Source organism: Bacillus sp. EU63, from assembly GCF_038592915.1.
GTDB classification, from domain to species: Bacteria; Bacillota; Bacilli; order Bacillales; family Bacillaceae; genus Bacillus; species Bacillus velezensis.
This window is the reverse complement of sequence record NZ_CP151944.1, coordinates 378,740-399,563: the sequence shown is the minus strand read 5'-3', so window position 1 is coordinate 399,563 and position 20,824 is coordinate 378,740. Positions and strand designations below refer to the sequence as shown.

Genomic DNA, 20,824 nt, shown 5'->3' with positions numbered 1-20,824 from the left:
AATTTTTGTTAATATTTTCATCATATACTCATTGGTTTTCTGTGAACCGATGGGTTTTCTATTGTGACGAAAGAAGGAATCTGGGCTTATGAATGATAAGAAAACGGATATTCTGCTGGCGGCAAGAAAGCTTTTTTCCGGGAAAAGCTTTTCGTCAGTTTCGATGCAGGCGATCGCAGAGGAGTGCAAAGTCTCCAAAGCATCTTTATATAAGCTGTTTGAATCAAAGGAAGACCTGCTCCTGGAGCTGCTCGACTTTAACCAGAAACAGATGGTAGCCGCGGCTTCATTATTGAATGAAGAAACAAGCCTCTCCCCTGAGGAACGGTTTGCCAAAAAACTGATGGCTGAGCTTGAAGGCTTCAGGCGCAATCAGCAGTTTTTTAATATGCTGATGTACGGAAGCCCCTCTTCCATTAATGAGCGGGTAAAACGGCATATTCACAGGGCCCGCTCCACCTTTATCTGCTGGCATCGCGATTCACTGATTCAGACGTACGGCGAAGACATTATTCCTTATGTATGGGAGCTGGTGATCGTCCTGCAGGGGCTCCTGAGAGAATGCATCACGCTGATTAAGCTGGAAAAAGAACCGCTCGCCCTGGAGCCGCTCACGGAGTTTATCATCCGCCATCTCAATCTCATCGTCGAAAACAGGACAACCGAAACCGCTTTGCCTCAGGAGATGATTGACCTTTATATCGCCTCCGCTTCCTCATTTGAGCCGAAAGGCAAAACCGTATTGCTGGCTGAAAGCCTGAAGGAACTGAAAGAAGCCGTCTCAGCCCTTCCGGAGGAAAAATATGACGCCGCAGGACTCGCTTCCGCGGCGGCTATGTTGGAGAAAGAATCAGCGGACAAACAGCCGCGGGATTTTCTCATCAAAGCGCTCATCGGTTATTTGGAGCAGGCCGGACCGCTGCACCAGCCGCTTGCAGCCGTTAAAACATTGCTCAAACTATAAAGAAAGAAGGAATCAGCTTGAATAAGAGTATTAAAACTGCACCATACAACCGCTCTGTCATTGTCGGGATTCTTTTGGCGGGTGCGTTCGTCGCCATTTTGAACCAGACACTGCTTATCACGGCGCTGCCGCACATTATGAATGACTTCAATATAGACGCCAACAAAGCGCAATGGCTGACAACGTCGTTTATGCTGACGAACGGGATTTTGATTCCGATTACCGCGTTTTTAATAGAGAAATTCACAAGCCGCACCCTCTTGATTTCCGCCATGAGTATTTTCACGGCGGGCACCATTGTCGGCGCATTCGCCCCGAACTTTCCGGTGCTCTTAACGGCCCGGATTATTCAGGCGGCCGGCGCCGGAATTATGCTGCCTCTCATGCAGACGGTATTTCTCACGATTTTCCCGATGGAAAAGCGCGGCCGCGCCATGGGTATGGTCGGCTTGGTTATTTCGTTCGCGCCGGCGATCGGCCCGACGCTTTCCGGTTGGGCGGTCGAAGCATTCTCTTGGCGGTCTTTGTTTTATATTATCTTCCCGATCGCAGTCATCGATTTGCTTTTAGCGATTATTCTGATGAAAAACGTCACGACATTACGAGAAACACAGATTGATATTTTATCTGTGATCTTATCGACCCTCGGATTCGGCGGTCTGCTTTACGGCTTCTCAAGCGCCGGTTCATCAGGGTGGACCAGTACTGAAGTGCTGACTTCACTGCTTGTCGGAGCGGTCGCGCTGATTTTCTTTATCGCAAGACAGATGAAGCTCAAAAAACCGATGCTGGAATTCCGCGTGTTTTCTTTCGGGATTTTCAGCCTGACCACCCTGCTCGGAACGCTTGTTTTCGCGCTGCTGATCGGAACGGAAACCATTCTCCCGCTTTACACGCAAAAAGTCCGGGGCGTATCCGCGTTTGATACCGGATTAATGCTTTTGCCGGGCGCGATTGTGATGGGGATGATGTCTCCGTTTATCGGCCGGGTGTTTGACAAAATCGGCGGAAAAGGCCTTGCGATGACCGGATTCTTCATCATCCTGCTCACGTCCCTGCCGTTTATGAATCTGACGGACTCGACGTCTCTCATTTGGATTGTCGTCGTTTATACCGCGCGGCTTTTGGGAACAGCCATGATTATGATGCCGGTAACGACAGCGGGAATCAACGCCCTGCCGCGCCACTTAATTCCGCACGGCACAGCCATGAACAATACCGTCCGCCAAGTCGGCGGTTCTATCGGTACGGCACTTTTAGTTTCCGTGATGAGCAGCCAGGCCGCGCACGCAAATGCGTCAACTCCGGCAAACGCCGCCCTGCACGGCATGAATGCGGCATTTGTCGTAGCCGCCTGCATCGCGCTGGCCGGCTTCCTCCTATCTTTTACATTGAAGAAAAAACCGCGTCAGCCCGAGCAGCAGCAGGCCGTTACGCGGTAAACCAAAAAGAACCCGATCACGTATGTGACCGGGTTCTTTTTTTACTTCTCGATTCCGTCTTTTACTTCTTTCACCATTTGCGCCATGGATTCCAGGCCGCCTCCTGATAAATACCATGTAGCTGAATCAAGGTAGACAACATGGTTGTTTTTCACGGCTTTCACCGATTTTACATAATCATTTTCAACAACTTGTTTTGTTGAAGATTTTGTGCCGATCGCTGTTCCGCGGTCAACGACAAACATGTAATCAGGGTTTGTTTTGGCGATATATTCATAGGAAATGCTTTGTCCGTGCAGTGAGGCTTCGATGTTTTTGTCAGCCGGTTTGACGCCGAACACATCATGAATGAAGCCGTATCTTGATTTAGATCCGAACGCGCTGATTTTGCCGTCGTTCGCCATCACCACTAACCCGTTTTTATCCGTGCTGCTTGTCTTTTTCTTCAGATCGGCAATGGATTTGTCAATTTTCGCAAGCTTATCTTTCACTTCATTTTCTTTGTTAAAGATTTTGCCGATCACTTCGGTGTTGTGCTTGAATCTGTCAACGTAGTTTGTATAGTCATCATCAAGATAAATCGTCGGCGCGATTTTTGAGAACTCTTTATAAGAATCAGATTGTCTGTGGGCGATAATGATTAAATCCGGATCAATATCCGCGACTTTTTCAAAATCCGGTTCTTTTAAACCGCCGGTATTGGCGTATTTATCACTTTTATATGAAGATAAGTATTTTGGAAGGTTTTGTTTCGGAAGTCCCGCCACGTGATCCTGTAAACCGAGTTCATCCATCGTGTCCAGCATTCCGAAGTTGAATACGACGACTTTTTTCGGATTCTTCGGCACTTTGACTCCTTCTTTGTTCAGGTCATCTTTGATTGTGATTGTTTCTTTTGATTTGCCTGATGTTTTGTCCCCGTTTCCGCATGCAGAAACAACAAAAATCGTAACTAGCGCAATGAATAGCAATGCGATTTTTTTCATGATTTTCACCTCATCTGGTTTTTAAGAAAAGTACACACCGATCCGCTGACTGTCAATCTCTTGAATCGGGATGGTCATATCATAAATATCTTCAAGCACGGAGGTTTCAATGATCTCCTCCGCCGGCCCTTCTTTGACGATCCGGCCGTTTTTCAGAGCGACGATATGGTCTGAATATACGGATGCGAAGTTGATATCGTGAATCACTACGACGACCGTTTTTCCGAAGTCTTCCACAAGCCGCTTCAACAGCTTCATCATTTCAACGGAATGCTTCATATCTAAATTGTTCAGCGGCTCATCGAGAAAAATATAGTCCGTATCCTGAGCGATGATCATCGCGATAAACGCCCTCTGGCACTGGCCTCCGCTGAGCTGATCGAGGTATTTATCCTTTAATTCATCCAGCTTCATATAACTGAGGGCCTGGTTGATATGCACCCAATCTTCATCCGTCAGTTTCCCTTGGGAATACGGAAATCTGCCGAAGCTGACCAGGTCTTTAATTGTCAGTCTGATATTGATTTGGTTCGTCTGCTTCAAGATGCTGATTTTTTTCGCCAGATCGTTGCTTTTGCAGGCCCCGATCTCTTGCCCGTCGACCGTGATTTCCCCGGAATCCGTCTTAATCAGCCGGCTCATGATAGACAGCAGCGTGCTTTTTCCCGCGCCGTTCGGACCGATAAATGAGGTGAGCCTGCCCTTTTGAATGGATAGAGACGTTTTCTCAAGGACGGTTTTCCCTCCGTATTGTTTGCTTACATTTTTGACCTCTACCATGATTTATTCTCCTTTAACAGCAGATAGATAAAATAAATCCCGCCGGCAAAATTAATGATGACGCTCAGCGTCGTGGAAAACGTGAACACTTTCTCCACGACGAACTGGCCTCCGACGAGCGCGACAATGCTGATCAGGACAGAACCCGCGATTAAATACGTGTGCCTGTAGGTTTTTAAAAACTCTCTCGCCAGATTGACGACAAGCAGTCCTAAAAACATAATCGGCCCCACAAGAGCCGTAGAGACAGACACAAGAATGGCGACGACAATGAGCATCTGTTTCACAAGCTTATCGTAATCAATCCCCAGGTTGACGGCGTGCTCCCTGCCGAGCGACAGCACGTCAAAAAACCGCGTGAACCGCCAGACATAAATGCCCGTCAGAAGAAAGACAGCACCGGCAAACCATAAAAGATCGGTGTTGATATTGTTAAAGCTGGCAAACATTTTGTCCTGAACAACCTGGAACTCATTCGGATCAATCAGCATCTGCATAAAGGATGACAGACTGTTGAACAGCGTGCCGAACACGACGCCGACAAGCAGAAGAAAAAACACGTTCCGCCCCTCGCCTTTAAACATGAGCTGATACAAAACGAGTGACAAGAGCACCATCAGCCCGACGGAGATGACGAAATTAAGATTTTTGTTCATCATGACGATATTCATTGAACCGAACAGGAACACGATGACGGTCTGAATGAGCATATACAGGGAATCGAGGCCTAAAATGCCCGGTGTCAGTATGCGGTTATTTGTAATCGTCTGGAAGATGACCGTTGAAAACGCGATCGCTCCTCCGGTAAGCATCATGGCAAGCACTTTGAAGCATCGTCTCGGCAGGGAGTATTCCCAATTGCCCAGTCCGTAGAACAGGAAGAATCCGATACATATCATGGCGAGCGCCGCCAGCAGCGTAATTTTTTTATTATGACTCATATGCTTTTCTCCTTAACAGCATATACAGGAAGATGCCGCTGCCGATAACACCGACCATCAGGCCGATGGAAATTTCGTACGGGAAAATGATCAACCTTCCCAAAATGTCGCAAAACAGTACAAAAACAGCGCCCAAGAGAGCGGTGTGGGGCAGGCTGCTCCTCAGGTTGTCCCCTTTGTAAATCGACACCATATTGGGAATGATCAAACCGAGAAACGGCAGCATCCCGACGGTCAGGATCACCAGTGAAGCGATGAGCGACACGATAATCAGACCGATATTAACGACGCGTTTGTATTTCAGGCCGAGATTGACGGAAAAGCTCTCTCCCATTCCCGCCACCGTAAATTTATCCGCATACACATAAGCGATGATCACCAGCGGGATACTCAGATATAAAAGCTCATACCGGCCTTTGACGACCAGTGAAAAATCTCCCTGCAGCCAAGATGACAGGTTTTGGATCAGATCGTATTTATATGCGATAAACGTGGCGATTGAGCTGACGATGTTCCCAAGCATTAAACCGACGAGAGGAATAAAAATCGCATCATTGAACTTGATTCTCTCGAGGATTTTCATGAAAAGGAAATTTCCCGCCAACGCGAAAACGAAAGCGATAGACATTTTCACAAGCGGACTCGCTGACGTAAAAAGCATTAATGAAATCAAAATTCCGAGCCTTGCCCAGTCCATCGTTCCCGCAGTCGTCGGCGATACAAATTTATTCCGGCTGATCTGCTGCATGATTAATCCGCAGATGCTCAGGCTCATGCCGGCGATGATAATGCTCACCAAACGCGGCAGCCGGCTGTCAAACAATGTACCTGCCTGTTCTTTATTTAAATGAAAAATATCCAGCGGCGACAAATCTTCTACACCGATAAATATAGAAGTACACGCCAAAACCGCCAGTAGCAAAAGTAAGTAACGTAGCTTCATGCTGCCTCCCTGCACCCATCACAAACGGTATGACTGATTGCCAAACAACTCCCATATATCCCACTCGTAATGATTATCATTATCAACGACAATTATAATCTTATCATCTTTCCAAGCGCAGTCAATACAGTTTTGCTTTCAAAAGCGGTCATCCGCGGGCCGTACACTAAATTGTCTTACAATCAGTCTATCAAGAATTTGCAGGATTTTCTATAACCTTCATTTGGCTGCTTATCATTTTTTGCACATGATGACACGCTTGAGGGAAACAATCTGACAAACAGCGGCAAAATTCCTCCATGAAAATACAAATGTTCTCCCCACGTAGAAAAAATCCTTGATTTACATGTTTGAAAGAGAGATAATAAAAATTAAATTTGTGAGAAAATTTAAATATTAGGGGATGTAAATCATGAAAGTTGTAAAATTCGGAGGCAGCTCTCTTGCGTCAGGAGCCCAGCTTGAGAAAGTGTTTCAAATCGTGACGGCTGATCCCGCGCGGAAAGCCGTCGTCGTATCGGCACCGGGAAAACGCTTCTCGGACGATACAAAGGTGACGGATCTGTTAATCCGCTGTGCGGAGCATTATTTACAAAAAGGTGCAGCGCCCGAGCTTGCCGAAACGGTCATTGAGCGGTACGCCGCCATCGCGCGTGAGCTGAACCTGGATTTCTCTATTATAGAAAGAATCCGCAGTGACCTATTCGCTCTCTTAAACAGCTGTAAAACCAATCCCGAACAATATATGGATGCGGTGAAGGCGAGCGGCGAGGACAACAACGCGAAGCTGATCGCAGCCTACTTCCGGCGCCGGGGCGTGAAAGCGGAATACGTAAGTCCGAAAGAAGCGGGGCTGTTTGTGACGAATGAACCCGGAAGCGCGCAGGTGCTCCCTGAGTCTTATGATCATTTGTACCGTCTGAGAAACCGGGAAGGCTTGATCATTTTTCCGGGATTTTTCGGTTACACGAAGGAGCATGAGATTGTGACGTTTTCCCGGAGCGGTTCTGATATTACCGGCTCCATTCTCGCTAACGGCTTAAAAGCCGACCTGTACGAAAACTTTACTGATGTGGACGCCGTCTATTCCGTCAACCCGTCAATCGTGCGGCATCCGAAAGAAATTAACGAACTGACGTATCGGGAAATGCGTGAGCTCTCCTATGCCGGGTTTTCCGTTTTTCATGATGAAGCGCTGATTCCCGCATTTCGGGCCGGCATTCCCGTTCAGATTAAGAATACGAATAATCCGGATGCGAAAGGAACGCGCGTCGTCAGCAGCCGTGACAATACGAACGGGCCAGTCATCGGCATCGCAAGCGACACGGGCTTTTGCAGCATTTACATAAGCAAATATTTAATGAACCGGGAAATCGGTTTCGGCCGCAAAGCCCTTCACATTTTGGAGGAAGAAGGATTGACGTATGAACACGTTCCATCCGGCATTGACGACATCACGATCATCCTTCGGCACAATCAGATGGACTCAGAACTGGAACACAGGCTCGTCACCCGTCTGAAGCAGGAACTTCAAGCAGATGAAGTCACAGTCAGGCACAATCTGGCGCTGATTATGGTCGTCGGGGAAGCGATGCGCCATAATGTCGGCACAACCGCCAGGGCATCCAAAGCACTGTCCGAAGCCGGCGTCAACATCGAGATGATCAATCAGGGGTCATCGGAAGTCAGCATGATGTTCGGGGTGAAAGAAGAACAGGAAAAACACGCGGTGCGGGCGCTGTATGACGAGTTTTTCGCCGGAGTCTTACTCTCATAGGACACCGCCTCTTTTTTCTCTTGTCCACTAATATCCCTTACAAAGCAGCTTCTTTTACATATTGTATGGTATAGACAATATGGAGGTGAAGCTCATGTCAGGATATTCTGGAATCAGCTCTTTCGCTTTGATCGTTGTTTTATTTATCCTGTTGGTTATTGTAGGTACTGCCTATGTTGGCGGTTTCTAAGCATCACTCCGTCTATATGAGGACGCTGCGGGTTTTGACCTGCGGCGTTTTCTTTTGTTTTCCGCCGCTGTCCAAGTCCGGCCGCGCAAAAAAAAGACTACCGGGAACATTCCCGGGCAGTCTTTTCCTTTGTTCAGGTTATTTTCTTCTCACGTCATTCCTCTTTCAGCTACATGGAATTCAGCCTGATCTGTCTGGCCTGCACCTGTCACTGTAAAAATCGCGGCGGCTGCTAAACAAATAACAAACCATTTAGATTTCAATTTCATACAAACCCTCACTCCTTTGTATTTGTTTCCTTGCCTCTTCGACTTTCAGAAAATAGTCAGAAGAAATCTTAAAGCAATTTTGTTCATAGTAATATTTAGCTGCTTCTAGTGCTAAATCCTCTATATCGGCGTATAAATTTTTATCTTCCAGGTAACGGAAACATGCGCTGATTTTTTCCTCGTCCGGTTTCGCCTGATACAGAGCCTGCAGCCATTCGAATTTTACCGTGTAAACGGGATCGTCTGTTTCTTTAGCATATTCATATCCCCGCTTGTGATATTCCGACGCTTTTTCTTTTTTTCCGAGTTTAAAGTAAATGAGTGTGATTAGAAAATATGCTTGAGGAAGAGAATTGACGATTCTTTGTGATTCAAATGTATCGACCGCCCGTTCAAAGTACGGAATCGCTTCGCCGATGCGGTCCTGATTGTAGTAGCACAGTCCGAGGTTATACAGCGCCCTCCCGACAAGCTGCGCTTTTTGTTCTTTTTCGGCCATTTGCAGAGCGTGCTGAAAATGTTTGGCCGCCTGTTCAAAGCGCCTTTCATCCATTAAATTGACGCCGAATACAAAATGGCATTGAATGATCCGGACGTTATATGTGTCCTGCTCTACGTATATTTCATAAGCGTTTTTTATATGTATCAAAGAAAAATACGTTTGTTTCATATGATAATAAGCTTCGGCCACTTTAAAATAAAACTCCGCCCGTTCCACATGGTCCGATACGAAGGCCAGTTTTTTCTCAGCTTGTTTATAATATGTAATCGCTGAGATAAATTCTCTTTTATCAAATTCAAACATGCCTTTGAAAAAGTTGACGTAATAATCGAGAAGCCCTTTGAGGCCGGCCTGGCTGTTATCAATGTTATCAAGAATTTCCGACAGGGTCGGCTGGTCTTCTATCTTCAGTTTTTCCAGCGGCTCCAAGTAGTCCAGCATCAGCTGATGGCGAAATTCCATGAGGGAATAATAAAGCACTAAGTTCGAATCAGGCTCCATACGGTCAAGCTCTTGTTTGATCTCGGCTTTCAAGATCTCCGCATCCGGCACGCTGAATGTTCTGATGTATCGATACCACTCGTTAATTTTCTGCCCGACTGCTGAAGAAGGAATTAACCCGCTCTTCATTCCTTCACCCTCCCCATCCAAGACCTGTTTACCAGTTATTTTATCACGTTTCCGTCTCTTTCCATCCCGAAAAACACGCAAACTTTGTTTCGGCAGAGCGCAATTTTCCGAGTGGAGTTAAAACAGACGGCGGCCAGACGGGACCGCCGGTTTCAAGATTATTCATTTTTCGTATTCAGCGGAAGGCGGATTGTAAAGGTCGTGCCTTTTCCTTTTTCGCTGTCAATATCTATCGTGCCCTTGTGCATTTCGACGAGCTGCCTGACGATGGACAGGCCGAGTCCGTATTCGCCGTATGCGGTATTCCTCCGGGACACGTCCGCCTTATAAAACCGCTCCCATATATGCTCAATTTCCTCTTTGGAGATGCCGATCCCGGTGTCTTCGATTTCAATCACCGTTTCTTTATAGCCTTCATACCCGCGCAGCGTGATGTCTCCCTTTTGCGTAAATTGTATGCTGTTTTTCGTGATGTTGACGAGAATCTGGATCAGCCTGTCATAATCGGCGAACACTTTGACGCCGTCCTCCACTTGAATCCGCAGCTGATTTTGTTTTTCCTCCGCCTGCTGATTGAGATGCTCTTTAATAATTTCAAACACCTCGATGAGCGGCAGGCTGAGCTTATCCAGTTTGATTTGCTGGGATCTGATTTTTTCATAATCCAGGTTTTCTTTCACGAGCCTGAGCATCCGCTTCGTTTCTTCGCTGATCAGCGAGAAGCATTTCTCTTTATCTTTTTCCGGGATGGTGTTGCTGTTAAGCCCCTCCACAAGTCCGTTAATGGTCGTCAAAGGCGTTCTCAGCTCATGGGAGACATCGGCGATAAATTGGCGCCTCCGTTTTTCGAGGCGGTCAATCTGCTCTCTTGATTGCTTCAGATTTTTGGCCATGGTGTTGAAATCGGACGCCAGCATGCCGATTTCATCACCGCCGCTGTTCTTGAGCGAAATATCGTAATCACCGGATGCCACTTTTCCGGTCGCATCCCGCAATGTCTGAATCCGCTTGACGTGAAATTTAGATAAAAGCCAGCTCAGCAGAATCGTGATGATAAGGGTGCTGATGATCGCGTAAATCATATAGCGGTTGACCTGGCTGATCATCTGTTCAACCCCTCTGACGGGAGACACGAGCAGCACCGCTCCTTTAAATTGATCGTTGATAAAAAGCGGTTTTGCGACAAGCGATACTTCCAAGCCTTCCGTATTAAAACGGTTCATTTCTGCTCTGATCTGAACGGTTTTCCCTTGCTTCAGCATGTGCCACTCTTTACTTTTCAGCTTCTCGCGCGGCGGCATATCGTCAGGAAAAAAGTAAGGCTGCTGATGTTCATCAAAAATAATAAACCTGGTCTCGCGCGTTTTTAACATGTCCTGATACGGATACAGGCGGCGCAGATCAAGATCGCGGCTGTTCAGCTCACTTGTGATCTGTTGGGCGTAAGATGACAGCTCATCCACTTTATTTTGATACGCAAAATCTTTCACAAAGTGCGAAAACAGGGAAATGATGATGAAAAAGGCCAAAATCAAAATGCTGACATGGCTTAACAGCAGCTGATATAAGTATTTAATCCTCATCAAATTTGTATCCTACCCCCCACACCGTGTATAAAAACGGTTTTTCGTCACTGGACAGTTTTTTGCGCAGCCGTTTAATATGAACATCAACCGTACGTTCATCGCCGTAAAATTGATAGCCCCACACCTGCTCAAGCAGCTGCTCTCTCGAAAAGACCTGGCGCGGGTTTTGTGCGAGATAAAAGAGCAGATCGAATTCCTTCGGCGTCAGATTCTCGACAGGTTTTCCGTGCAGAAACACTTCCCGCGTCTTCTTATTGATTGAAAAACACGCCGTTTCGATCAAGTCGTCGCTTTTTACGGCCTGCCCCGTCGCCCGGTATCTTCTGATCACCGCTTTAATCCGCGCTACTAGTGTCAGCGGGCTGAACGGCTTGGTGACATAGTCGTCGGCCCCCATTTCAAACCCGATCACCTGATCAGACTCCGTGTCCTTTGCGGTCAGCATAATAATCGGCACACTGCTCGTCTCTCTTATTTTCCGGCAGATCGTCACTCCGTCCATGGATGGGAGCATAATGTCCAGAATGACCAAATCCCAGTCCTCTTCCGTGAACCGCTGATAGCCTTCCACTCCGTCATGGACAAATTCGGCTTCAAATCCTTCTTTAAAAAAGAACATTTCCGTCATGGTGCATACGCTTATATTATCTTCTATCATTAATATCTTCATTTGTTCCTCCGCTTATCTTGACGCTTTTTCTTATAATAGCACCATTTTACCCGGATGTTTTCGGGTTTCACAAATGTTAGTTTTTATTTCATCACCCGGAAATAGTTTGTTCATATTTTTTTCATACATTTCTCCTACTATATACATATCGGATGGCCGGTGCTAAAGGAGGCCGGTTTTACAAGATCTGACATCCATACGGAGGAACAGACATGAACTTTATAAAAAGAGCCTTTTGGAGCATGAAGGCAAAAAAGGGAAAAACATTTTTGCAGCTGGTTGTGTTTTCAGTGATTTGCATTTTTGCCCTGTCCGGTCTTGCGATCCAGTCAGCGGCAAAGAAATCAAGCGAACTGGCAAGGCAGCAGCTCGGCGGGAGCGTCACACTCCAGGCTGACCGCCAAAAGCAAATGGCGCAGCAGCAAAAAGACGGTGAAAAGAGGACGTTTGAATCAACACCGATTTCCGTCTCAGATGCCAAGAAGCTTACATCTTTACAGCATGTTAAAAATTACAACTTCCTCACGACAGCGTCAGCAAATGCAGAAAGCTTTGATGCGATAAAAAGCTCAGGCGAATCAGCCGATAACAGTTCCGGCGCCGGCCGTTTTCAAGGCGGCGGAAGACAGATGATTTCAGCGGATATCTCGATCGAAGGCGTGCTCTCTACGGCATTGCTTGATGATTTCACGGACGGGAGCTCAAAAATCACTGACGGACGCGCCATCACAAAAACAGATGCGGACACAAAAGTCGCCGTGATTAATGAAACGCTGGCAGATCAAAACAAGCTGAAGGTCGGAGGCTCCATTACCGTTTCCTCAGCAGCGGCTGATTCTGTGAAAACGAAGCTTAAAATTGTGGGAATCTATAAAACAACATCATCAGGAGACGACCAGGCACAGCATTTTTCATTCTTAAATCCTGACAATAAAATCTATACGCCTTACACCGCCGCGGCGGCGTTAAAAGGGTCTGATAACAAAAACAAAATCAGCTCAGCCGTTTATTATATGGATGATGCCAAATATATTGACTCATTCGTTGCGGCTGCGAAAAAAACATCTATAGATGATAAAACCTACGCGCTGACGACAAATGATCAGGTGTATCAGCAAATGGTCGGCCCGATTGAAAATGTTGCGTCATTTTCTAAAAACGTGGTATACCTTGTATCCATCGCGGGCGCGGTCATTCTTGGGTTGATCGTGATGATGTCGATCAGGGAACGTAAGTATGAAATGGGTGTCTTGATGGCGATCGGCGAAAAGCGCTGGAAGCTCATCGGACAATTCTTAACAGAAATTCTGGTTGTCGCGGTTATCGCCATCGGGATCGCATCCGTCACGGGCAGCCTTGTGGCGAATCAGCTCGGAAATCAGCTTCTTTCCCAGCAGGTCAGCTCAGCCGGTGATTCGCAGCAAACAAGCGGCTGGGGCGGAGGAGAAATGCTGCGGGGAGGCGGCATGTTCGGTCAGCATTCATCCGGCGCGGATGTCATCAGTACAATGCAGGTAAACGTCTCGCTGAATGACCTTCTGATTCTTGGCGGGATCGGCGTCGCAATTGCCGTCATCGCCACATTACTGCCGTCTGTATCAGTCATGCGGCTTCACCCTAAAACGATCCTGACCAAGCAGGAATAAGAGGAGGCAGCATAATGAGCCTATTAACCTTTCAACAGACCGGCTACTGGTACCAAGACAAATCACAGCCGCTGTTTCAGGATATAACGATCAGCTTTGAAAAAGGGAAGTTTTATACAATTGTCGGCGCCTCCGGAACGGGAAAAACAACGTTTCTGTCTCTGGCGGGCGGCCTTGACACACCTAAAGAGGGAAGCATCCTTTATAACGGAGAAGACATCTCCAAAATCGGATTAACCAAATTCAGAAATCAATATGTCTCTATCGTCTTTCAATCTTATCATCTGATCCCGTATATGACGGCGCTCCAGAATGTCACAACGGCGATGGAGATCACCGGCTCTAAGGAGAACAACAAAGATGCGTTCGCGCTCAGCATGCTGAAAAAAGTCGGCTTCACCGAACAGCAGGCCCGTCAGCGGGTGCTGACATTAAGCGGCGGACAGCAGCAGCGCGTTTCAATTGCGCGGGCTTTCTGCTGTGACACGGATTTGATTTGCGCGGACGAGCCGACGGGAAATCTCGACGAGGATACGTCAAAGGAAATCGTCCGGCTCTTTCAGGACTTGGCGCATAAAGACGGCAAATGCGTCATCATGGTTACGCACGACGAACAAATTGCCAAAGTTTCGGATATCAACATCCGCTTATTAAGAGGAGGTTTCACGGTATCAGAAAACGGCACGGCCGTTTCCTGATACCGCGCCCCTGCCAGCGCAGACAGGGGCGCACCCTATATCCCCCTATTCAATAGAAGTGAACGTAAAAAGAGCGAGGGCTGCATCCCCCCGCTCTTTTTATTTATATCAGCTGTAAATAACGGTCCATATTTGATTGTCGGGCTGCTTTGATCAATTCTTCCGCCTTTTCCTCTTCCCCCGGCAAAGCGAGCCGGAGTTTGTCTTCAATGTCTTTTTCAGAAAGGCCGTTTCCCGGCGCTCCCTTCGGACAGTCGATACGTGTTTCATAGACATGACCGCCGGAAGCCGTAACCCGTACAATTGTAAAACGGCCCTTCGGAACGGCGTTTTCAGCCGGCTGAATTTGTTCATCGCAGCTGCGGTGAATCCGCTCAAATCCTTTTTGAAAGGATTCCGGAATCGGCTCGGATGTGAAATGTTCAACTGAAAAATCCTTACCGTGCAAAGCTAAGGTGATCACATATTCCACGCTGAACCGTCCCGCTTCGCCTGTTTTCGGGCGCCGTTCTGTCAATGCGGCGTCCCCGCCCGGCGGATAAATCACTTCGATCCGTTCCGTTTGGCCGAAAGTGAGACCATGTTCGGCCTTCAGCTTGAGAATGGCGTCCGCCGCATGATGAGCCGCCGAGCAAAACGGATAAACCTTAAACCAAAGTCCCGGGCTCACAATCCGCCAAGGTTTTCCCCACCCGTTTACAAGCAGGGTTTCTGCCCGTTCAAGATCGCCGTACAGTCCGAAAAAACCTTTCTCCCCGTCGAGCGCATGAACTGAGCCGCCGAAACCGGCCTTTGCAAGCTTTACGGCGAACAACCCGGCTTGAGCGGCCAGTCCGGCGTGGAGCGGCTTCATTTCTGTCCCGAATTGCACTCTCATGCCTCCGGAGCGGGCAGCCGCAAACCCGATTGCTTTCTGCAATTGGGTTTGATTCAGATTCTCCGCGAATCCGACGGCGCATGCAGCCGCAATGGCACCTAACGTTCCTGTATTGTGCCAGCCTTTCTCGTAATGATGCCTTCCAGCTGACTCGCCGAGCCGCGCCATCACTTCGATTCCCGTCACATAAGCACCGAGAAAACGGCTTTTGTCTATACGGCCGGCTGATGCGGCTGCAATCAAAGCCGGAAGGATGACGGCGCTCGGATGTCCTCTTACATCAGAATGAACATCATCAAAATCAAGCGCATGTGCGATGAAGCCGTTAATGAGCGCGGATTGGGACGGCGTGGTTTTTTGATTTCTGCCGATAAGCGGCGCTATCGGCACCCCGCCTTCTTCTTCGGCCAGTTTTACCAGCTTCTCAACCCCTTTATCCCGTCTCCCCGCAAAGGCTGCCGCTGTAAAATCAAGCAGTCCTTTGCGCGCTTCTTTCATCGCTTCAGCGGATGTTTCCGGCACAGACGACATGACGGCCTGAGCAAGCCCGGCCGTCAGATTTTCCGTATTCAATCCGTCTGCTCCAATACGTTGACGGCCAGCCGGGCGAAAAACTCAGCCGCTGCCGGGAGCGCTTTTTCGTCGAGTGTGAAGGCGGGATGGTGCCATTCTTCTGTTCCGTTTGTTCCCATCCAGACGAAGAAGCCGGGGATTTTTTCTTGATATAATGCGAAGTCTTCGCCGCCGGGCGACTGTTCTGCCCGAACGGTTTGAAGCCCGAGATCTTCAGCCGTTTGCTCCGCCGCCTGTATGAAACGAGCGTCGTTCATCACTGACGGAAGGTAGGGATACCAGCGGAATTCGGCTTCTGCCCCGAACCCTGCCGCGATTCCTTCGGCAACCCGCTTCATATGTTTCGGAACAGCGTCACGCGCTTCCTTTTGAAACGTCCGGACGGTGCCTTCCATTTCAACATGGTCCGGGATGACATTCCAAGAGCTGCCGCCCTGAACTCTTGTGATGCTGACGACGGCATTGTGAAGCGAGCTGATATTTCTGCTGACAACTGATTGCAGGCCGCCGATGATCTGCCCTGCCGCCTGAATCGGATCAATGCTGTTATCAGGGATTCCGGCGTGGCCGCCTTTTCCTTTAACGGTGATTTCAAAGCGGTCGACACTCGCCATCAGCGGGCCTTCTTTCAGTCCGACCGTGCCGACGGGGAGGTCAGGTTTGTTATGCATGCCGAATATCGCCGATACACCGTCAAGCGCGCCGGCTTCAATGACCTGTCTTGCTCCGGCGGCGATTTCTTCTGCGGGCTGAAAAATAAACCGCACCGTTCCTTTCAGCTCATGCTTTCTCTCATTTAATAAGAAAGCCGTGCCGAGAATAGATGCCGTATGGAAATCATGGCCGCAGGCGTGCATCACGCCGCTGTTTCGCGAAGCAAACGGAAGGTTTGTTTTCTCTTCGATCGGCAGTGCGTCGATGTCCGCTCTGACGGCGATGACGGGGCCGCTTTTGTCTCCTTTGATTTCAGCGATCACTCCGGTTTGAAGTTTCGGCACATCAAGAACCGTGATTCCTTCTTCCTCCAGCCAGCGGCGGATTTTATTCGTCGTTTCGTATTCCTCGCCTGACAGCTCAGGGTGTTCATGAAGGTCGCGGCGGATATTGATTAAACGTTTGTTTAATGATTCATACGTTTCATTTGCCATTTCTTCTTCTTCCCTTCTTAGACAAGTTCGGCGGGCTCTCCCACTTGCTTAATGAATTTTTTCGTCCGTTCGTTCTGCGGATTGTCAAACAGCTCTTCCGGCGTTCCCTGTTCGATGATGCGTCCGTCCGCCATAAAAATAACCTTGTCGGCCACTTCACGAGCAAAAGCCATCTCATGCGTGACAATGATCATGGTTGTCTGTTTTTCGGCAATTGATTTGATGACTTGGAGCACCCCGGCTACAAGCTCAGGGTCAAGGGCCGAAGTCGGTTCATCCAGTAAAATCGCGTGAGGATCAACGGCCAAGGCGCGCGCAATCCCGATCCGCTGCTGCTGCCCGCCTGACATCGTAATCGGGTAGCTGTCCGCTTTGTGTTCTAAACCGACTTGCCGCAGCAGATCCATACCGATCTGTTCCGCTTCTTTTTTCGGTTTCTTTTGCGCGGTGATCAGCGCCTCTGTCACATTTTGCAGGGCGGTTTTGTTTTTGAACAGGTTGTAATTCTGAAACACCATCGCCGTCTGCTGGCGAAGCTTATGAACGTCTTTGCGCGAATAGGACGAGGCATTCAGCTTTGCATCACCGATTTCAATGATGCCGTCATCCGGGCGCTCCAGCAGATTCAAACAACGGAGGAGCGTTGATTTTCCCGAGCCTGACGGGCCGATGATGGCCGTGACTTCGCCGCTTTTGATCTCAAGATCGATCCCGTCAAGTACGGTAAGGTCTTTAAATGCTTTTCGAATATGTCTGACTTGTATCATCCTGAGCCTCCTCCTATGTGCGATAAGGCTTGCTGATCGCCCGTTCGAGCAGATCCTGCAGCACACTGTAAATAATCGTAAGAATCCAGTACATGACCGCGACGGCTAAATACGTCTCAAAATATTTGAGGTTGCCTGATGCGTACATTTTTCCTTGGGCGAACATTTCCATCACTCCTAATGTAAAGGCGAGTGATGTTTCTTTTAACAGGCCGATAAACGTATTTCCCGTCGCGGGAAGCGCGTTTCTGACGGCTTGCGGGAAAATGATCCGTCTGTACGCCTGGGATTTTGTCATTCCGACAGACAGACAGGCTTCAAGCTGCCCCTCATCGACTGAGTTGAGCGCCGCGCGGAAGATTTCAGCCAAGTAGGCGGCATTTTTCAGGCTTAACCCGATAATCGCCGCAGTTAACGCCGTCATCTTGCTCATTCCGGGAAACAGCTGAGGCAGGCCGTAATAAATTAAGAAAAGCTGCACGAGCGTCGGCACGCCCCGGAAAAATGAAATATACACCTTTGACAGCTGGTGAAGCACAGGAACACGATTTTTTGTGATAAGCGCTAATATAAGGCCGCCGATCACGGCAAATACCATGGCCGCGACGGCCATAAGTAATGTGATCGGCAAGGCTTCGATTAACGCGGGAAAAGCTGAAAACATAAATCCCCAATCAATGCTGTTCATTCTCGAATTTCACCGCCGTTTCTTAATGCTTTGCTTCCGTTGTGATATCTTCGTTAAAGTACTTTTCAGACAGCTTTTTCAGAGTGCCGTCTTTCCGCAGGTCTTCAATGGCTTTGTTTACTTTTTTGCGGATTTTATCGTGAGCCGCATCTTTCGCAAACGGGAAAGCGACTTTTTCATAGACAATCGGGTCTCCTGCTAATTTCAGAGGCAGACCGGTCTTTTTGATCTGGGCGATCAGGACGCTGCGGCTGTTTACATAAGCGTCAACCCGTCCGTAAGCCACGTCTTTCAGCGTGCCTTCTTGTGTTTCATATGTTTTAATGTTGATTTTTTTATCCGGGTCCTTGCTCTCAAGGTTTTTCGCGTGGTTTGAGCCCAGAACGGCCGCCACTGTTTTTCCTTTCAGATCGTTGACTGATTTGATGTCTTTGTTATCGTTTTTGACGACGATTTGAGTGCCCGCATACGAATACGGTTCTGTGAAGTTATACGTTTTCTTGCGTTCGTCCGTGACAGCGACTTGGTTAGAGATGGTGTCGAGTTTACCGGTCTGGAGCTCTCCCATCAGACCGCTGAATTCAAGCAGCTTCCAGTCCAGTTTCATGTTGATTTTTTTCGCGACGGCTTCCATGACATCCACGTCAAAGCCGGTCAGCTTGCCGTTTTCTTTATATGCGAACGGATAGCTTTGTCCGGTGGCGCCTACATGCAGTACGTTATCGCCGCCTTCGCTTTCTTTTCCGTTTCCGCATGCTGATAAGACCGCCAAAAGCGCGGCAGACAGCAGCAAAGCCCATGTTTTCTTCTTCATTGAAATCCCGCCTTTTCCTATTAAAATGTTAATCCTGCAATTGTTTTTTTAAATAAATGGTGATGTGCCCTTTTCCTAAATCCTTTTCGCCTGCACGGACGTAGCCTTTCCGCTCGTACATGCCGATCAGCCACGGATGCTTGTCCGCTGTGCCCAGTGACACGAAAGGCGCTTTTAATGTATCGCGGAGCACTGTATTCTCCAGCCACTCCAGCATGTCCGAGCCCGTCCCTTTTTTTCCGGTTTCAGGATCGACGGCGAACCACCAAATATGAGGGACACCATACGGCCCGGGATTCGGCCCCCACGGCATCCGCAGAGAAATCGTCGCCAGAATCCGTCCGTCTTCTTCCAAAACGTAACAGGCGTTTTTTTGTATGTTATTCAAAACGAGCTCCTTATCCGCCGTGGCAGCGGCAAAGTTGATGCCGAGCTTGCGGATCGGTTCATACGCCCGCAGTGTCAGTGAAAGCAGCTCATCAGCGTCTGCCTCCGTTGCGAGCCGGTATTGTCTTGACATGATGAGCCCTCCTTTAGCCGGCATATCGGTTTGCCGGTTTTTCCAGTCCGAAATGTTCTCTGAGCGTCGTTCCTTCATACTCTTTTCTGAACACGCCCCGTTCTTGTAAAATCGGAATCACTTTGTCTACAAAAAGAGTGAGACCTTCAGGCAAAAGCGGCGGCATGATGTTAAAACCGTCACAAGCTTGTTTTCCGACCCATTCTTCCATCTTATCGGCAAGCTGTTCCGGCGTTCCGACAAAGATATGATGGCCTCTTGAACCCGCCACATATTTGTAAAGTTCGCGGATGGTCATGTTATCGCGTTTGGCCATCTCCTGAACGAGCTTGAACCGGCTTTTAACGGCATTCGACGCATCCGCATCCAATTCAGGCAGCGGGCCGTCAAGCGGGAAGGCGGAAAGGTCGACGCCGCCCAGATAGTTTTGCAGAATGTTCAGGCCGACAGACGGAATGATGAGGTCTTGGAGCTCTTCATATTTTGCCTTTGCTTCTTCTTCGGTATCGGCGATAACGGGAAAAATTCCCGGCATGATCGCGATTTTTTCAGGATCACGGCCGAAAGAAGCCGCTTGTTCTTTAATAGATTGATAGAAATCCTGCGCGGATTCCAAATGATTTTGCGCGGTGAAAATGACCTCCGCCGTTTTGGCGGCCAGCGCTTTTCCGTCTCCTGATGATCCGGCCTGAATAATGACCGGGCGCCCTTGAGGTGTGCGGGCGACATTTAACGGCCCTCTCACGGAGAAATATGTTCCTTTATGGTTCAATTCATGCATTTTGTCTTTATCAAAAAATGCTCCTGATTCTTTGTCACGGATAAAGGCGTCTTCCTCCCACGAATCCCATAATCCTTTGACGACTTCAACGAATTCTTCCGCGCGCTGATATCTGAGATGGTGCTCAAGATGCTTTTCGCCGCTGAAATTAAGCGCGGTCGATTCAATCGAAGATGTGACGACATTCCAGCCCGCGCGGCCGTTGGAAAGATGATCAAGCGATGCAAATTGTCTCGCGATATGGAACGGTTCGCTGTATGTGGTAGATGCGGTCGCCGTCAGACCGATGCGGGATGTGACCTGAGCGAGCGCCGACAGCAGCGTAAACGGCTCAAAGCGCGTCAGCACATTCGGATGTGATTTGCCGTCTATTGATAAACTGTCCGCCAAAAACAGCATGTCCAATTTCCCCCGCTCAGCCGTTTTCGCCAGTTCTTTGAAATAATCCAAATTCATGCTCGCGTCCGCCGGTGCCTGAGGATGTCTCCAAGAAGCGACATGATGGCCGGTGCCCGCGAGAAACACACCGAGTTTGATTTCTTTTTTCTTTGTCATGATGGATCTCCTTCTATTCTGAAATACGGTTCGGAAAATATTAACACCACTAAACCTATATTTCCTAGTAATTTTAT

Annotated in this window: 21 protein-coding genes; 6 read left to right on the top strand and 15 right to left on the bottom strand. The window is 48.4% G+C overall.

The annotated features are described in order from the left end of the window. Positions 1-88: 88 nt before the first annotated feature. Together NYE38_RS01990 and NYE38_RS01985 are read left to right on the top strand one after the other, a co-directional pair. A complete protein-coding gene (locus NYE38_RS01990) occupies positions 89-964 on the top strand; it encodes a TetR/AcrR family transcriptional regulator (RefSeq protein WP_014416907.1) in 876 nt (291 codons plus the stop codon). 17 nt (positions 965-981) lie between these two features. Next, positions 982-2,406, top strand: a complete 1,425-nt coding sequence (locus NYE38_RS01985; RefSeq protein ID WP_025649997.1) for an MDR family MFS transporter — start codon at positions 982-984, stop codon at positions 2,404-2,406. 41 nt (positions 2,407-2,447) lie between these two features. Here NYE38_RS01985 and NYE38_RS01980 read toward each other — a convergent pair whose 3' ends face one another. Genes NYE38_RS01980 through NYE38_RS01965 form a run of 4 tightly spaced genes read right to left on the bottom strand, consistent with a single transcriptional unit; the run spans position 2,448 to position 6,056 of the window. Beyond that, positions 2,448-3,392: a siderophore ABC transporter substrate-binding protein gene (locus tag NYE38_RS01980; RefSeq protein WP_021495116.1), complete on the bottom strand. Its 945-nt coding sequence runs from the start codon at positions 3,390-3,392 to the stop codon at positions 2,448-2,450. 21 nt (positions 3,393-3,413) lie between these two features. Next, positions 3,414-4,172, bottom strand: coding sequence for an ABC transporter ATP-binding protein (locus NYE38_RS01975; RefSeq protein ID WP_012116804.1), 759 nt, complete (start codon positions 4,170-4,172; stop codon positions 3,414-3,416). Then, positions 4,166-5,113 carry an iron chelate uptake ABC transporter family permease subunit gene (locus NYE38_RS01970; RefSeq protein ID WP_014416905.1) on the bottom strand — a complete coding sequence of 316 codons (948 nt, stop codon included), beginning with the start codon at positions 5,111-5,113 and terminating at the stop codon, positions 4,166-4,168. The genes NYE38_RS01975 and NYE38_RS01970 overlap by 7 nt, the downstream gene beginning before the upstream one ends. Beyond that, positions 5,103-6,056, bottom strand: coding sequence for an ABC transporter permease (locus NYE38_RS01965; protein ID WP_014416904.1), 954 nt, complete (start codon positions 6,054-6,056; stop codon positions 5,103-5,105). The genes NYE38_RS01970 and NYE38_RS01965 overlap by 11 nt, the downstream gene beginning before the upstream one ends. Positions 6,057-6,468: 412 nt before the next feature. Here NYE38_RS01965 and NYE38_RS01960 point away from each other — a divergent pair, with 412 nt between their 5' ends. Beyond that, entirely contained in the window at positions 6,469-7,833 is a 1,365-nt protein-coding gene (locus NYE38_RS01960) for an aspartate kinase (protein WP_053285479.1), read from the top strand. 94 nt (positions 7,834-7,927) lie between these two features. Beyond that, positions 7,928-8,023, top strand: coding sequence for a YjcZ family sporulation protein (locus NYE38_RS01955; RefSeq protein WP_012116800.1), 96 nt, complete (start codon positions 7,928-7,930; stop codon positions 8,021-8,023). Between the two features lie 149 nt (positions 8,024-8,172). Here the strand turns inward: NYE38_RS01955 and NYE38_RS01950 are convergent, their stop codons facing one another. The 4 genes from NYE38_RS01950 to NYE38_RS01935 form a co-directional block, all read right to left on the bottom strand. Further along, entirely contained in the window at positions 8,173-8,292 is a 120-nt protein-coding gene (locus NYE38_RS01950; protein ID WP_003156334.1) for a PhrC/PhrF family phosphatase-inhibitory pheromone, read from the bottom strand. Beyond that, positions 8,276-9,424 carry a Rap family tetratricopeptide repeat protein gene (locus NYE38_RS01945; protein WP_003156336.1) on the bottom strand — a complete coding sequence of 383 codons (1,149 nt, stop codon included), beginning with the start codon at positions 9,422-9,424 and terminating at the stop codon, positions 8,276-8,278. The genes NYE38_RS01950 and NYE38_RS01945 overlap by 17 nt, the downstream gene beginning before the upstream one ends. Positions 9,425-9,582: 158 nt before the next feature. Beyond that, entirely contained in the window at positions 9,583-11,010 is a 1,428-nt protein-coding gene (locus NYE38_RS01940; protein WP_103527150.1) for a HAMP domain-containing sensor histidine kinase, read from the bottom strand. Continuing rightward, complete coding sequence (locus tag NYE38_RS01935; RefSeq protein ID WP_014416901.1) at positions 10,997-11,680, bottom strand: response regulator transcription factor; 684 nt, start codon at positions 11,678-11,680, stop codon at positions 10,997-10,999. Before NYE38_RS01935 ends, NYE38_RS01940 begins: the two co-directional genes overlap by 14 nt. 212 nt (positions 11,681-11,892) lie before the next feature. On the opposite strand from NYE38_RS01935, the gene NYE38_RS01930 reads away from it, so the two are divergent. After that, positions 11,893-13,326, top strand: coding sequence for an ABC transporter permease (locus NYE38_RS01930; protein WP_340801362.1), 1,434 nt, complete (start codon positions 11,893-11,895; stop codon positions 13,324-13,326). Between the two features lie 14 nt (positions 13,327-13,340). Further along, entirely contained in the window at positions 13,341-14,024 is a 684-nt protein-coding gene (locus NYE38_RS01925; RefSeq protein ID WP_063636994.1) for an ABC transporter ATP-binding protein, read from the top strand. Between the two features lie 103 nt (positions 14,025-14,127). On the opposite strand, the gene NYE38_RS01920 is transcribed toward NYE38_RS01925, so the two are convergent. Genes NYE38_RS01920 through NYE38_RS01890 form a run of 7 tightly spaced genes read right to left on the bottom strand, consistent with a single transcriptional unit; the run spans position 14,128 to position 20,750 of the window. Continuing rightward, complete coding sequence (locus NYE38_RS01920) at positions 14,128-15,474, bottom strand: MmgE/PrpD family protein (RefSeq protein WP_110085401.1); 1,347 nt, start codon at positions 15,472-15,474, stop codon at positions 14,128-14,130. Next, complete coding sequence (locus tag NYE38_RS01915; protein WP_014416897.1) at positions 15,471-16,622, bottom strand: M20 peptidase aminoacylase family protein; 1,152 nt, start codon at positions 16,620-16,622, stop codon at positions 15,471-15,473. The genes NYE38_RS01920 and NYE38_RS01915 overlap by 4 nt, the downstream gene beginning before the upstream one ends. A 17-nt stretch (positions 16,623-16,639) precedes the next feature. Beyond that, positions 16,640-17,389, bottom strand: a complete 750-nt coding sequence (locus NYE38_RS01910; RefSeq protein WP_014416896.1) for an amino acid ABC transporter ATP-binding protein — start codon at positions 17,387-17,389, stop codon at positions 16,640-16,642. Between the two features lie 13 nt (positions 17,390-17,402). Beyond that, a complete protein-coding gene (locus tag NYE38_RS01905; RefSeq protein WP_007410261.1) occupies positions 17,403-18,077 on the bottom strand; it encodes an amino acid ABC transporter permease in 675 nt (224 codons plus the stop codon). Positions 18,078-18,099: 22 nt separating this feature from the next. Then, positions 18,100-18,891, bottom strand: a complete 792-nt coding sequence (locus tag NYE38_RS01900) for an amino acid ABC transporter substrate-binding protein (protein WP_014416894.1) — start codon at positions 18,889-18,891, stop codon at positions 18,100-18,102. Between the two features lie 28 nt (positions 18,892-18,919). Further along, positions 18,920-19,411 carry a GNAT family N-acetyltransferase gene (locus NYE38_RS01895; protein WP_003156352.1) on the bottom strand — a complete coding sequence of 164 codons (492 nt, stop codon included), beginning with the start codon at positions 19,409-19,411 and terminating at the stop codon, positions 18,920-18,922. A gap of 13 nt (positions 19,412-19,424) precedes the next feature. Then, entirely contained in the window at positions 19,425-20,750 is a 1,326-nt protein-coding gene (locus NYE38_RS01890) for an LLM class flavin-dependent oxidoreductase (protein WP_025650003.1), read from the bottom strand. Positions 20,751-20,824: the final 74 nt, after the last annotated feature.

What these genes read in the sequence shown, in the direction of transcription:
- NYE38_RS01990 (WP_014416907.1), top strand. Translation starts at nt 89, where the DNA reads ATGAATGATAAGAAAACGGATATTCTGCTGGCGGCAAGAAAGCTTTTT.
- NYE38_RS01980 (WP_021495116.1), bottom strand. Translation starts at nt 3,392, where the DNA reads ATGAAAAAAATCGCATTGCTATTCATTGCGCTAGTTACGATTTTTGTT.
- NYE38_RS01975 (WP_012116804.1), bottom strand. Translation starts at nt 4,172, where the DNA reads ATGGTAGAGGTCAAAAATGTAAGCAAACAATACGGAGGGAAAACCGTC.
- NYE38_RS01970 (WP_014416905.1), bottom strand. Translation starts at nt 5,113, where the DNA reads ATGAGTCATAATAAAAAAATTACGCTGCTGGCGGCGCTCGCCATGATA.
- NYE38_RS01965 (WP_014416904.1), bottom strand. Translation starts at nt 6,056, where the DNA reads ATGAAGCTACGTTACTTACTTTTGCTACTGGCGGTTTTGGCGTGTACT.
- NYE38_RS01960 (WP_053285479.1), top strand. Translation starts at nt 6,469, where the DNA reads ATGAAAGTTGTAAAATTCGGAGGCAGCTCTCTTGCGTCAGGAGCCCAG.
- NYE38_RS01955 (WP_012116800.1), top strand. Translation starts at nt 7,928, where the DNA reads ATGTCAGGATATTCTGGAATCAGCTCTTTCGCTTTGATCGTTGTTTTA.
- NYE38_RS01950 (WP_003156334.1), bottom strand. Translation starts at nt 8,292, where the DNA reads ATGAAATTGAAATCTAAATGGTTTGTTATTTGTTTAGCAGCCGCCGCG.
- NYE38_RS01945 (WP_003156336.1), bottom strand. Translation starts at nt 9,424, where the DNA reads ATGAAGAGCGGGTTAATTCCTTCTTCAGCAGTCGGGCAGAAAATTAAC.
- NYE38_RS01935 (WP_014416901.1), bottom strand. Translation starts at nt 11,680, where the DNA reads ATGAAGATATTAATGATAGAAGATAATATAAGCGTATGCACCATGACG.
- NYE38_RS01930 (WP_340801362.1), top strand. Translation starts at nt 11,893, where the DNA reads ATGAACTTTATAAAAAGAGCCTTTTGGAGCATGAAGGCAAAAAAGGGA.
- NYE38_RS01925 (WP_063636994.1), top strand. Translation starts at nt 13,341, where the DNA reads ATGAGCCTATTAACCTTTCAACAGACCGGCTACTGGTACCAAGACAAA.
- NYE38_RS01915 (WP_014416897.1), bottom strand. Translation starts at nt 16,622, where the DNA reads ATGGCAAATGAAACGTATGAATCATTAAACAAACGTTTAATCAATATC.
- NYE38_RS01910 (WP_014416896.1), bottom strand. Translation starts at nt 17,389, where the DNA reads ATGATACAAGTCAGACATATTCGAAAAGCATTTAAAGACCTTACCGTA.
- NYE38_RS01905 (WP_007410261.1), bottom strand. Translation starts at nt 18,077, where the DNA reads ATGAACAGCATTGATTGGGGATTTATGTTTTCAGCTTTTCCCGCGTTA.
- NYE38_RS01900 (WP_014416894.1), bottom strand. Translation starts at nt 18,891, where the DNA reads ATGAAGAAGAAAACATGGGCTTTGCTGCTGTCTGCCGCGCTTTTGGCG.
- NYE38_RS01895 (WP_003156352.1), bottom strand. Translation starts at nt 19,411, where the DNA reads ATGTCAAGACAATACCGGCTCGCAACGGAGGCAGACGCTGATGAGCTG.